The organism is Laspinema olomoucense D3b (assembly GCF_025370785.1).
Taxonomy (GTDB): Bacteria; Cyanobacteriota; Cyanobacteriia; order Cyanobacteriales; family Laspinemataceae; genus Laspinema; species Laspinema olomoucense.
The window spans coordinates 1-13,729 of record NZ_JAMXFA010000009.1 but is presented as its reverse complement, the minus strand read 5'-3'; the positions used below and the strand labels follow the sequence as shown (position 1 = coordinate 13,729).

The following is a 13,729-nucleotide window of genomic DNA, read 5'->3' as shown; positions in this document are numbered from 1 at the left end:
CTTCAATTGCAGCGATTTTCGATACCATTGGGCATAATCGCATTACACAGATAAACCTGATTCAAATTCACCCCTTCTAAATTTGCCCCGGTCAAATTTGCCCCACCCAGATTTGCTGCCGTTAAATTCGCTCCACTTAAATTGGCATTTTGCAGGTTTGCCCCAAATAAATGGGCGCTTTCCAGATTCGCCAGACTTAAATCGGCTCCTTGCAAATTGGCATTGGTCAGTCTCGCGCCTTTTAAGTTAATCCCACTTAAATTGGCTTCTACCAGATTTGCATCAGTTAAATCCTGGTTTTCTGCCCCATTTTTAATCAGGTCCAAAATAAATAGCCATTGACTTTCTATGGCTGTTTCTTCATTAATTTTAATATCCCGCAGATTGGCATTTCCTAAATTTGCGCCCAATAGGTTAACATTGCCTAAATCAGCTTGTTCTAAATTAGCAGCAAATAGATTACTATCCCTCAGATTGGCTCCTTGGAAATTGGTATAACTCAAATCGGCGCGGGTTAAATCAGTTCCTAATAAAATACTATGACGTAAATCAGCCCGCTGTAGATTTGCTCCAACGAGATTGGCTGAAGTGAAATCGGTATAATGGAGATAAGATTGGGTTAAATTGACTCCAGTCAGATTCGCCCGTTCTAAGTTAGACATAAATAAGGAAGCGCCCTCCAAGTTCGCCCCCTCTAAATTGATGCCCGTTAAGTTCATCCCTTGGAGATTTGCGCCGGATAAGTCACTTCCGGCAAGGGTTTGACCGGCTAAGGGTTGATTGACTACGGTCCAAATAAACTGCCATTTACTATCGAGAATCGTTTCGTTATTCAAGATAGTGCCTTTGAGATGGGTTCTAAATAATTTTGCTTCTTCTAAGTTGGCGCTACTGAGATTTGCACCTTCTAAGTCGGCATTTTCTAAGTTAACTTCTTTTAAATTAGCGCCCAATAAGTTGGCATTTTTTAAATTAGCATTTTTTAAATTAGCTTTTTCTAAATTAGCCCGAGGTAGAGTGGCGTCTTGTAATTCGGCATTTTCTAAATTAGCTTCTTTTAAATTAGCGACTTCTAAACTAGCGGAATTAAGATTAGCGCCTAAGAGTTCGGCCTTTTCTAAATTTGCTTGATTAAGGTTGGCTCTAAATAAGGTTGCCCCGGTGAATATAGCTTTTTCTAAATGCGCTTGTTCTAGGTTGGCGCTGCCGAGGGTGGCATTGCTGAAATCCGCTTGGAACATTTGCGATCGCGACAAGTTCGCCCCATCAAGTTTAGCGCCTCTGAGATTCGTTAATCGCAAGTTAGAATCGGACATATCCGCACCCTGAAGTTCCGCCCCCATCAAATTCGCTTCTTGGAGGTTGCATTCGTTACATTGACGCGTTTCTTGCAATTTAGCGACATCCGAACCCTTAGCAGCAAAGACAGGAATAGGGAGGGAAATTAGGGAAAATAAGGACCAATGACCAATGACCAATAACCAATAACAAAAGATGGGAATGTGCAGGCTGGATTTTTTCATGTTCATTAACCTGTTTTTCTGGGGGTAAACATAACTATTACGTTCAAGACAGATATTTTTCAACCCCGCCAGCTTCAGGGTGAGAAGCCAAGTAGAAACAGCCTCCAACAACCAATGACAAATGACAAATGACAAATGACAAATGACAAATGACAAATTCAATTGAATTGGGGAGGCAATTCTGCTGGTGCAAGGGGTTGAGTCTCAAAGAACTTGGGACCCGGTTCTTTGGGGGGTTCCTCTGCTGCATCCGCAGCACCATCGGGGGTTCCTCCTGGGGCTGCGGGATCAATACCACCGGGCAGATTTGCCCCAGGAACCGGGAGTTCTCCGGGGGGTGGACCCACAGTACCGCCCGGGGTAGGCGGTGCGGGAATGACCAAGGCTGCGTCTGGAGTCCCGGGGGCGGGAGTAGCAGCAGGGTCACCCTCTGCACCGGCTGCGGCCCCTGGAGTGGGAACCATTGCGGGGGCTTGTTCGACTGCCGGGGGTGGCGGAACTTCCACGATTTCTGGGGGTGGCGGGGGTGCTAAAGTCTCGATAATTACCGATCGCTGTTGTTGGTTGCCCTCTTCATCGGTGACAGAAAGAGTAATCGTTTCACTGCCCGCTTGTTGACTCACGGGATAGGGCATTCTCCCTTCCCGAGGCACCGTTCCCGGGGCCGGTAGCAGTTCAACTTTCATCCCATTCCCCCCTTCTACCTTCCAGGAAATCATCAGCGAAGTTTGTTTAGGATTGGCTTGTCTAACCAATTTCGGGGGAGCGGGTTGTCCATTAAAAGTAAATTCCACAATCCGCGTCGGAATCTTTTGAGCCAGAATTTTAATCGTATTGGTTCGGCGGGTTTCTAATTGTTCCGGTTGTCCTTTTTTAGGAATAACTGTTAAGTGAAAAATATAGTCCCCGGGTTGAATAGCATCAGTGGGAACATTGGCACAAATAACTTGACGACTCGCCGGATTTTCTGAACAAAATCCCCGCAACTCTTCCGGAATTCCCTCGGCAAAGTTATAGCGCTTTTCCACACTTTTAACCGTGCCATCAGGACCCAACCCGAGCAAGTTGATTTGTTGAATCTGATCCGGATGAGAAAGCGTCCAATTTAACAGAATCCGATTACTCTGGGTGGCGGTTTGGGTAGCCCTCGGGGTAGATTGTGGGGGGTTGGCGGGGGTTCCCGGGGGCAACAGGCGCTCTTGGTAGACAGGTTGAGTGGAGGACAATTCCTCAATTTTGGGTTCAGGAACGGGTAAAATCCGAATAGGATTGGTGCGGATAGTTTGCGTCTCCGCCTTGGGATTAATCGGAATAGCGCTCAGTTCAAATACATAATCCCCCGCCTCCCTAGCGTCCGTCCAAACATTGCGGCAAATCAGTTGTTCTCCTTGGGTACAAAACCGATCCAAGGCATTAGGCAATCCTGGGGTAAACTCGTAAATAAACGGTCCACTTCTGACTCTTCCATCGGGAGAAAACCCCACCACAGTTACAGTTTTGAGGTGATTGGGATTAGAAATCGTCCAATTGAGGCGAATGGCCTCATTATTAAGTTCTTGATAAGAATTGCTTTCTGGGGAAAATTGCATGACTTGTGCGCGCACTGGGGGGCGAGTTAACAGCCACCAAATCAGAAAAATCAGGGCGGCAACACTGGCGGACATCAAGATAACGATGGGCAAAAATTGCCACCAGGGACGCGGTTCCCAGAATACGGAAGCTTGAAAGCGATCGTTAATTAAGGGGAACTGTTGCAGATCTTCGAGTTCAATGCTGAAATTAATCATCCGCCCGAAGAAAGGCCGCCAACCCTTCGTCGGTTTGACCGAAACCCCGACCGTAACTGAGGTTCCGGGTAAGATTCGGACTACGGGAGGGGTAATGGTATAAGTACAAATGTCTTCTTCATCCGTACCTTTGGCATGGATAGCAATTTCGCGGATGACATTTCCCTGATTAGATAAGCGCAGTTCAAACAGTCCGGCCTCGCGCTTAATTTTGGCAACGAGGGAGAGCAGTTCGACGGTGACCAGATGCAGGGGAGCAATCTGGAGGTAAACGACATCCAACAGGGCGAGGTTCGGATTGTTGGCGGAGTAAACCCGAATTGTGGGGGCATAAACTCCGGCCCAAGTATCGGGAGGAGGGCTGATAAAGAGGAGGATTTGACCGATATCCCCGGGATTGAGTTCGAGACCTTCCGAGGCGATCGCCATGCCTGCTTGCTGGAATCCTTCGGGGTAGATGATGGTAAACCACCGGGATTCCAGGTCTGGACAGGTCAGAAAAAAGCGGTCTACCCGGTCGGAACGGTTATGAACGGTGACCTGGAGTTCCAGGGGTTGTCCCGGTTGCAGGAGGGCGGGGGAGACGGAACTGGTGGGGGGTTGGAGGGTAAAGGTGGGGTCGCTGACGGTCCGCGCTTCTTGAATGAAGGGCATGACCTGTAGTCGCACCTTTTGGTCAATGGGGGTTTCTTCGGGGTAATGCTGAGGCGCATCAATGACCAGGGTATAGTCGTAGGTGCCAGGGATGGCATCCACGGGAATTTGGACCTGAAACACGACTTCACTGGCTTGTCCTGGACTTAAGGCTAGTCGTTCCCGAGGACAAATAAACCACTGATGAACAGGTTGGGAGGTTTCAGCGATGAACACATCAATGATGGCACTGACAGAACCTTGATTGGTAATGGTTGCTGTCAGTTCTAACACCTCTCCTGCGGTGACTAAGGCAACGCCTGCGGGATTGAGGATAATCCCAATCGGACGAATCATGAGGCGATCGCCGTTATTATCTTCAAATCCATTGACTATCTGCCCCGATTTGGGACTATAACCCTGCATTACCATTCATTCTGCTCCTTGAATGACCAACCACAAATGACCAATGACCAATGACCCAATCACCCCTTAAGGCACATCACACCCCAAGTTCGGTAATCGCGGGTGGGATTCAACTCGGACCTCTTGTTTATCATCGCTACCCGCAGCGATCAGCAGATGGTCATCCACCTGTTTAATATCGACGCTATTAAAGTTTTTATTTTTTGCCCCAATAATTTGCTCTCCCTGGGGTTGAGCACGACTGCCGTCGGTGTTGAGCGGCCATAACATCACCCGCCCATCATCGCCACCACTGACGAGGTAACAGCCATCTTCACTCAATGCCACCGATCGCACGGGTTGACCCTTGTGACCGTCCTCCCATTGTTCGATTCTTTGGCAATCTGCGCCCCCGTTCACACAGGTCTGCATATTCCATAAGGTAATATAGCCTTGATTATCCGCAGTGGCGAGCAGGTTGGGATGTGACTCGGCGGTATCCAAACTATTAATATAGGCATCCTTTCCGCCTTCCCGGTACGGCACAACCGCTTCGGTATTTTCTCGCCAATTCCACAGCACCAACTGATTCAACTGTCCGGCTACGGCTAAGGTGCGATCGTCATTGCCGACCAATTTCAGGGCATAAACGGCAAAGTTAAATTGCTTGAGATTCGGCGTCATGACTTCCGGATTGGAACCCGCCTGTTCCAAATCTCTCAAGTCCCATTGTAAGACTGCCCCACTCCCATGACCACTAAATAAAGAGCGAGAATCCTGGGTAAATTCTAAGCCAAACACTCGGTCATCTTTCTGATAAACAAAGGACCGAAATGGGTCCGGTCGTTTCTCGGTCAAATTCCATAAGTGAATTTCCCCATTTTCTAATCCAGTTGCTACCCAATTATTGTTAACCGGACGATACTGCACTACCCGTACTGCTTTTTCCGCAAGTAAGTCACTACAGCCTGGGGATTGACAATTAGTGGGGTTTTGAAAGGGACGAGTCAGCCATTGCCAGAGTCGATTTCCTTTGTTAGGGAATCTCCGCATTTCTTGATTGATGATGGGGTTAAAAAATCCACTGACGTTCCATTCGATCATGGTTTGGTCATTGGACCCGCTCATCAGTCTTTCCCCCACCCCATTCAATTTCACGCTGTTGACAGGTTCATTATGTCCAAAAAAAGGATTTCTGGGATTCAGCCAGGATAACCACCAGAGGAGATAGAGGAGGAAGAAACCTCCTACGAGTTGTAAGGCTAGGGGGAGGACGGGTCTAACGACTAATTCTAGGGTTTGACGTTCATTGCGGGTATCCACCCGGTGATCGGACCAAATGGCGGTCAATTCCAGGAGGAGTTTACGGGTTCTCCCGAACCAGGGCCGCTTTTTGCGGGCGGTTAATAGGAATTCGACCGTTTCTTCGGGGGCGATCGCATGGGTTTCCGGGATGAGGGTCAAGTCACATTGCGGGGAATTTTCTCCAGCCATTTCCAGGGTAGCTTCCTGGGATAAATTGCTGGCATTTTTGGCTTCCAGACTGTAGGTGACTGGGTGAGACTGCCAAAATTTCCAGCGGAGTTTATCGGGAATGGCACGCTGCTTGGGCGTGGCAGTAAACTCAACAAACCCCATTGGCATCACCTCGATGGTCCCGCTGACCCGAGAGGCAGGGCCATTATTATGGGTGGCTTCAATGATGAAAGGATAGGCTTGACTAGGGGCGCTGGCTCCAAAGGGGGCTTGATAGGTAAAGGTTGTTTCCACGGATTTACCCGGAGGCACTTGTAACCGGCGTTCCGTTGACAGAGGCAGCCATCTGGGGTCGATCGCCACTTCGGTGAGGAGGGCATTGCTTAGGAGTTGCCCGGGGTTAGAAACCCGCACTGGCACTTCCAGGCGACTCCCGGGAGTGATTTGAAATTGTTTAACAGGGAGTTCGAGTTGCAGGGCAATTAATCCTGTACCCCGTTCTACCACCAACCGGAGAATTTCCCGCGTTTCATCCGGGAGATCCATCGAAAAGACACGCACGCGCACGTTCATCATGCCCACAAATCCGGGGACTGGGGTAGCCAGAATGGAGACCTGAAACTGGGTGGCTGCACCGGGGGGTTTTTTGCTGCTGGCGGTGGGGGAGATGCTGTACCAGTCGCCATTGCGATCGGCGGCAGCACCAGCGGCGACGAGTTCGACTTGAAAGCTGGCAAAGCGATCGCTGCCATTGACCACGGTGACTTCAAACGATGCTGGGTCTCCTCCCGGTTGGAAATGGAGTTCTTTTGTTGAGACAATTGTATTAATTACTGTAGTTGCCATGCTATTGCTCTGGTCTGAAAAGTTATTTAAATTACAAGCCAAATAACGTCGCCATTCGGTTGCGGATCCAGCCCAAGGGGTTTTGATTGAACCCCTCTTCATCCTCTAATAAACCCATTTTTTGCAGCAGTTCTTTCCTCGATTCTAGTTCGGCTTTGTGTTCGTGCAAAGCTTGGGCAATTTGTTCGGCTAAATCTTTATAATTCCTTAAGAGTTTTTGCAACCCTTCGCGGTCTAGCACAAATAAAACCGTATCTTCTCGGGTTCGCACCGTAGCCGTTCGGGGAATTCCTAGCAATAAGGAAAGTTCGCCAAAGAAGGTACCAACGCCCAAATTGGTGAGAAATTTATTAATTTTTTCCACAAAAATTTCCACCGACCCTTCCAGGATAATATAAAAAGCATCTCCCGCTTCATCTTCCCGACAGACATATTCCCCGGGATACAAAATTTTGCGATAACCCATGTCAATTAACCCCTGAATTTCCGATTCAGTGAAACCCTGGAAATAAGAAACTTTTTTTAATAACTCCGCAATGTCTATTTTTTTAAATTCTTCTGCTTTACTGCGAGTGCGCTTAGATTTAATCAACAATTGTTGATAGTAATTGCTGTCGCTCATCTGAGTTAACAGCATAGCTTTTTTAGCTTTATCGGTCTCGTTTTGAAGCAAGCTTAACTGAGTTTTAAATCCTTGCTCCCGAGCATAAATTTTGTTTGCCATATCTTGAAAGATCCGCGCCAATTGACCCACTTCATCGGAACGGTTGACCACTTCAGTTAAACTATTGGGGTCAAACTTACCAAGTTCGATATCTTGGGCGGTGGCACTGAGTCGTAAGATAGGTTGAATCAACCACTTGGCGATCGCAATTCCCAGGATGGTTGCCGCCACTAATGCACCTAATGAAAGTAGCGCCGTACGGCGAGTATTTTCATGGATATACCCCATGAAATCTGATTCCGGAACGACCGCCACAATGAGCCAGTCCAGACCCCGACCATCCTGGATCGGATTCACTGCCACCAGTTGCATTTTTCCATTCAGGGAAAATTTAAACGTCTGAGCAGTTTGAATACTATTGAGATTGTTAAAGCGGTTTAATAATTCTCGGGCGGTTCCTTGAATCGTCGGATTGACACTCTCAACTGCTAACAGCCGGTTGGGATCTTCAGGAGAGTCTGTTTCTGGAGTCTCTCCTTCAACTAACAGATTTTCTATCACTGAACTCGCCACAACAGTTCCCGAGCGTTCTACAATAAAAGCGGCTCCGGCGGGAGAAATTTCTAAATTGTTTAAGAAGTCACTCAATTGAGCCAGGGAAATATTAATAGCGAAGACCCCTTGTAGGGTTCCAGCGGGCTGATAAACCGGCGCAACGGCGGTAATTCCCAGAACATCTTGAGACTGAAACTTATAGATAGGACTCCAGGTAATTTTACCGAGGGTTTTGGCATTTTGATACCAGGGTCGGGTGCGCGGATCGTACTCCCCAACGCTGATTTCGCCGACTCGATTCCCCTGACTATCAAGTTCATAAGTTCGCCGAGAAGAACCCAGATCCTGCTGACGAATCCGCAGCACTCTTTTGCCTTCCTCTATGACGTTAATTCCAATAAACTCTCCCGCTTCATTGCCGTAATAAGAATAAATGATGGAATCATCCCACCGCATTTGATGCCAAAAGTAGCGTTCTAATTGTCCAAAGTCTGCTGCATTTAAGTTGCCACTGCGGATTGCAGCTAAGGTTAGTTCATGAAAAACCTGGGGGTGTTTCATATAGGTGACGACTTCGGACTCAATGCGATCGCTGACTTCTTCACTTAATTTGCGAACCAGCATTTCAACCGACTGCTGTCCACTGCGAAAGGAGAGCCATCCAGTCACGCCAACTGCTGCGAAAATGGGAAGAACAATCAGTGCGGGTATAATTTTGCGGATTGAAACCATCTTTTTTCCCCTTATGCGGCTTAAAATGAGCAATGCCTCAAGCAGGCTGCGCGAATGCGAATATCAAATCAAATCGGGGACTTGGTTTGTGGGAAATTCCTTCGCTTTTTGTAATTGTGTGAGTTTCCGACGAGTGCGGGCATAATGTAAAATATTAATGCCCATTTCTTGAGCTGTTCTAATCGTTTCTCGACTTAAGGAAAGCTTTTCATCTAATCCCCAAGCAGCGGATAAATTCCCGATAAAAATTATAATTCCTCCCCCGGTTAAGATTTTTAAGGCTTGTCCATTAATACTCGGTAAGGCTGAGAATAGAAACGGTTGAGTTCTCAGGGGGTGATTCCGGCTGAGGGTATCCAAGTCCTCTAATGGGATACCTAAGTCCCGGGCAAATATTTTAAAGGCAGAAGATAGAATATTAATTTCTTCGCTCAAAGCCCTTTTAATAGAAATTAATTCTTCTTCTAAGGATTTTTGAATTTCTAGGTGAGTTGCCCGTTGTTCCTGACGAGAAGTGGCAGCGCTTTTCCCGGGGGTTTCGTTGGGTTCGGTGGGGAGATTTAAACTCATCTCCATCCGGGCGATCGCCTCTTGCAATTGATGGTGTAATCCAATCAATTCCTCGACTTTTGTCCCCTTAATCGATGCTTCCACCAACAGCACTCCCCCCATTTCTATATACTGACGCAACATATCAAATTCTCCGGGACTGAGGGAGAGAGAGGGTTGGGTTTTAAAATATAAGACATCGTAGGTAATTAAATCGTTAATCTCTGAGGGAGAATTTAACCTAAACTGCCCAATTTCATTTAACCCTTGCCACAGTGGATAAAGACCGGCGATCGCCTGACTCAAATAGGCCAAATTATCATGAATCTGAGCATCTTCCGGCGTATTTTTAACCACCTGTGCCAGCCGTACCACCGCCTGAGTTCGTGCATTCGCTTGGGGTCGATAGCGCAGGTCTAAATTATTAACCCCAGGAAACCAAGCATCTAAAGCGGTTGAAAGTTCCACCTCTCCTGGTTGCAGCAAAATTCGACAAAGTTCCACCTCCCACTCTGCCGGAGGGCTATTTTTCTCATCAATTCTAAAAGATTCAGTGACAATATCTCCATTCCCATTTTCCTCCCTCACCAAGCCATCGGGGTCTACATAACTCACCACCAGATAAACCATCAAAGGTTTTCCCGTCAGCGCCGTAGAAGTAATCCGAAAATCAATGGGTTCCGGAATTACTATCAAATTCCCAAACAAATCAATGGCAATTCCCGGCTGAACTTGCAACCATCGTTTATCGCGATACTGGGAGGGAATATCACTGGGAGGTTCAATTAACCGCACCCCCATATCACTAACAATTCCCGGCTGATTCAAAGATTGAAAATGAGCATTTTGGCGATGGCGATGGTAATCATGAGCCAAACGCCATCGTTCGGCATCAATTAACAGTCCATCACTGACGTGCAGCCGATTTAAAGGTTTAATATTGGGAGGGAGCCAAGGTAGTGTCATGTTAGGAATTTACCAAGTAGGGGTCGGTTGTCATTGGTCATTGGTCATTTGGGGGGTTGTCATTGGTCATTTGGGGGGTTGTCATTGGTGGTTTGCTTTTCGTAATTATTCCTCGCTACCAAGGACAAAGGACAAATAACCAAGGACAAATGACATTCTACTCAATGCGCTGGATGGTATTAACGGGATTGATATAAAGGTCGTAAGTACAAAACGCCGGTTTTTCTTGTTCGATAATTTTTCTAACTAATCTTTCATCAATTTGGTTAGGATAGTCGGGTCGGAGTTTGACAATAAAATGATAGGGTTGTCCACCCCCGACGCTTGTATCTTCTCCTAAGCGACTTTTTCCGATTATTAATCCCTGGGTAAAAACTTCGTGAATACTGATATGTTTTTCATCTTCTGGCAGATGTTCATCCAGAGGCAAATTCGTATAAAGATACAGATAAAAACGCAATCCCCGACGAGTGCCGCGCCAGCGGTAGAGTTCGATCGCATAGCGGATGAGATAGCGCTGCTGTGCCAGACTCAGGTGCGGGTCGATTTCCCAACCCACCCAATATGCTAAAAAGGGTAACAGGCTTTCTGGGGCCATCAGGGGGTCAAGGTAGGCCCAGATTGCATCCATCGCCTGAACCGTGGGTTCAAAACTCTGCTCAAAAATAGAGAGCAATCGCCCGATAAAGTCTACTTCCTGGTAGAGTTCCGGTAAAAATTGCAGGTAGAGACTGCGGGGACGCAGATAGAGGTTAAAGGCAGCGGAATCCCGATGTTCTGCGGGGCGATTTTCCTCGGTGCAAGAGACGCTCAAGCGGCCCTGAAAATCCAAAAGAGCAGGATCGGTACTGATAATCTCTGGACTCTCGAAGAAGTTTGGGGGAACGTGGAAGTAGAGGACCGCTTCCATTTGGCCTCCCGGAGGCAGTTCGTGCCCTTCGGTTCCCAGTTGGCACCACTGCGGGGGAAAGTTGCCCGTCACGGCAACGTTGACTTGCAGGGTGCGAAGGCCGATGTTTTCCAGCTTGACCAGGATTTCGCCCGGTTCTCCTGGATGCAACACGAGGTCACAGCGATTTCTGGGGGGCGGTAAGGCATTCCTGCCATTGAGCGATCGCACCCCTTCGGCAATCTCCAATGCTTCGTGCCACCGTCCCACCGGCTCAGTCGGTGCTTCTGGCACTTGCATTGGCACCAATTGCAGTCTTAATGGGAGTAGGTCACGGGCTTGAGTCATGATGGTTGAACCACGGATTGCACGAATTTTCACTCTGGGTTAGATGACACTGATGGTATGACCCGATCGCAGGGTATCATTGCGCCAGGAACAGACTAAACCCAAGGGACCGGGGTTGATTACAGGGTCTCGGGGGAGACTTCTGACCCAAACTCCGCTGCGCAGGCGCAGTTCAAAGAGTTGGACGGAACCGAGGTAGAGGACCCCGGGAATGTTTTGCAGGATGGTGACGATATCCGAGGGATAGACGGGTCGTCCAAAGGGCCAGCCGGTCCGGTCCGGTCCTCCGGTCAGAGGGTTGAGGAAGCGATACAGCGCGACTTGCATGGCAAAGATGATTTGCTGTTGGGCGCTGGGATTTTTATATTCCGGTTTCAGAGCGACTTCGGTTTGGACGGATACCCCCATATAGTCCGGTTGGTTGCATTGGACCTGCACCCCCAGCAAACGGCGATCGTCCAGATAGGTCAAGATGCGATTGATGAGGACTGGGGAAAGGTTGAACAAGTCCGGGTCAATGCCTTCACCCCGTTCAATGCTCAGGGTGTCCGGTTTGGGAACCACGAGCATCCGCACGATTCCCGCTTCTGATTTGTGGGTGGGGGGTAAGCAGAGGGTCCGGGCGACTGCACCCGCTCCTGCTTCCAGGGTGAGGGTTTCAAAGTCTTCTACGGTGACGGCGCGATCGCGGGTGCGAAGCATTCGCGGGGCGCGGATCACCGCTTCATCCAAGGACTCGCTATCGGCCCCCCCTCGTCCCGGCATATGGTTAATCACCCCAGCAACGTAAGGCACGGCTGATTTGACAATTTGAATAGTTCCCGCTTGAACGTTGCCGAGCAGTCCGCCTCCGGTGCGGTAACTAACAATTTGAATATTTGCCCCTCGGGGGGGGACTGCTCCATATTGTCGTTCCATTGACTCGATTCCCGCTGCGGTCATCGGTTCAAAGGCATTGCGATCGCCCGGGCGGCCCTTAGCTAAGCTCACGGAACTCTGACGCGCCCCTTGTTCCGACGCCCGCCAAGCCATTTTTTCCCGCAGTTGCGTCGGTTCGCGGATCAGGGGTCCGAACTGCACTTTTCCCGTGAGGGAATCTAGGGTGTAATGCAGGTCTTCCGGACCGGAGGTGGAAAAATCATTGACTTCTTGCCAGATTTGGGGTAAGCCACCGATAGGGGTGACCAGGATATATTCCTCTTCCCGTCGTGGCAGTACCGGCACTCCCTGGATCTGAAAGGTTTGTCCAGGATTGCCGTCACTTTCCCCCAGGATTTCATTGCGAATTAGGGTACTTTGAGAAGCGGTGACACTGCCGCCAATGGAACGGGCGCTCAACCCGACAATGCGGGGCGATCGCGTATATCCGGCTTGATAGGTCCCCGGCTGGGTATAAACGCAGCGGATCCACCGGCCTTGATAAGTAAAAAAGTGCGTCACCGGCCAAGTTTTCGGCGTATGCAGCACCACATCAGCCCCGGAGAGGGGGTCCCCCCCTTGGCGGACAATTTCGCTAAAACTGAATCCTTGGGTTTTATCGTCCGATTCATGGAGGAGGATAGGTTGCCACTTTTCCCCATTCCACCCTTCCCACCGCCTCGGAGGCATATCGGGGTTAATGCCGGTGGAGGTGGCAGGTTCCCCTTTTAAAGTGAGGGCGATGACATTTCCTTCGATGAGTGATTCGGAATCGAAGACCAGGTAAAAGCAATTCCCCGGTTCTGGGGTATCGTCAAAAAAGGGTAACTCTAACCCTTGCCACTCCCCAGTGCGTTCCATCCGCCAAGATCCGACGAAGCGATCGCGCAAAATCTGCGGTTCCTGTTCCGCAGAGGGTGCCGTTAACAAATGCCGGATCCGAGGTTTCCCGATCGCCACCGCAGCATCGGTACTAAACACAATCGCCTCTTCCTCTTCCGTCCGCACCGTCGCCACCTCCGTCCCTATCGGAATCGTGTAATTTTCCGGTAAAGTGGCACTCATATAAAACGTCACCTCAGTTTTAGCCGGAGTCGGCGGACGTAAACGCACCCCCAACAACTCTAAAAACGTCACATAATTCCGACGCGGCACCTGATTAAACCGGGCCAACATTTGGTCAGTCATCCAGGCGAACAGTTCTACCAGAGTTACCCCAGGGTCACTGGGATTATAGTTCGTCCATTCCGGACAGTAGCGAGGAATCCGCAGCAGGCACTCATCCACCAAGTCCTGAAACTTGCGATCGTCTAAATCTGATTTAGGTAAATTCGGTAAAAAATCAAAGTCCATGATGGTTGTTTGTCCTTTGTCCTTTGTCCTTTGTCCTTTGTCCTTTGTCCTTTGTCCTTTGTCCTTTGTCCTTTGTCCTTTGTCC

At 49.0% G+C, this 13,729-nt stretch carries 7 protein-coding genes; all 7 read right to left on the bottom strand.

Annotation, left to right across the window (positions count from 1 at the left end):
• Window positions 1–2: 2 nt before the first annotated feature.
• A complete protein-coding gene (locus tag NG792_RS08580) occupies window positions 3–1,523 on the bottom strand; it encodes a pentapeptide repeat-containing protein (protein WP_261235200.1) in 1,521 nt (506 codons plus the stop codon).
• Between the two features lie 158 nt (window positions 1,524–1,681).
• Window positions 1,682–4,375 (bottom strand): transcriptional regulator, encoded by a 2,694-nt coding sequence (locus NG792_RS08575; protein ID WP_261235199.1) that lies wholly within the window; start codon window positions 4,373–4,375, stop codon window positions 1,682–1,684.
• A 60-nt stretch (window positions 4,376–4,435) separates the two neighbouring features.
• Window positions 4,436–6,670, bottom strand: coding sequence for a WD40 repeat domain-containing protein (locus NG792_RS08570; RefSeq protein ID WP_261235198.1), 2,235 nt, complete (start codon window positions 6,668–6,670; stop codon window positions 4,436–4,438).
• Between the two features lie 31 nt (window positions 6,671–6,701).
• Complete coding sequence (locus tag NG792_RS08565; RefSeq protein ID WP_261199783.1) at window positions 6,702–8,621, bottom strand: cyclic nucleotide-binding domain-containing protein; 1,920 nt, start codon at window positions 8,619–8,621, stop codon at window positions 6,702–6,704.
• Between the two features lie 63 nt (window positions 8,622–8,684).
• Window positions 8,685–10,136 (bottom strand): hypothetical protein, encoded by a 1,452-nt coding sequence (locus NG792_RS08560; protein ID WP_261235197.1) that lies wholly within the window; start codon window positions 10,134–10,136, stop codon window positions 8,685–8,687.
• Window positions 10,137–10,293: 157 nt separating this feature from the next.
• Complete coding sequence (locus NG792_RS08555; protein ID WP_261235196.1) at window positions 10,294–11,373, bottom strand: phage tail protein; 1,080 nt, start codon at window positions 11,371–11,373, stop codon at window positions 10,294–10,296.
• 39 nt (window positions 11,374–11,412) lie between these two features.
• Window positions 11,413–13,644: a putative baseplate assembly protein gene (locus NG792_RS08550; RefSeq protein ID WP_261235195.1), complete on the bottom strand. Its 2,232-nt coding sequence runs from the start codon at window positions 13,642–13,644 to the stop codon at window positions 11,413–11,415.
• Window positions 13,645–13,729 lie beyond the last annotated feature (85 nt).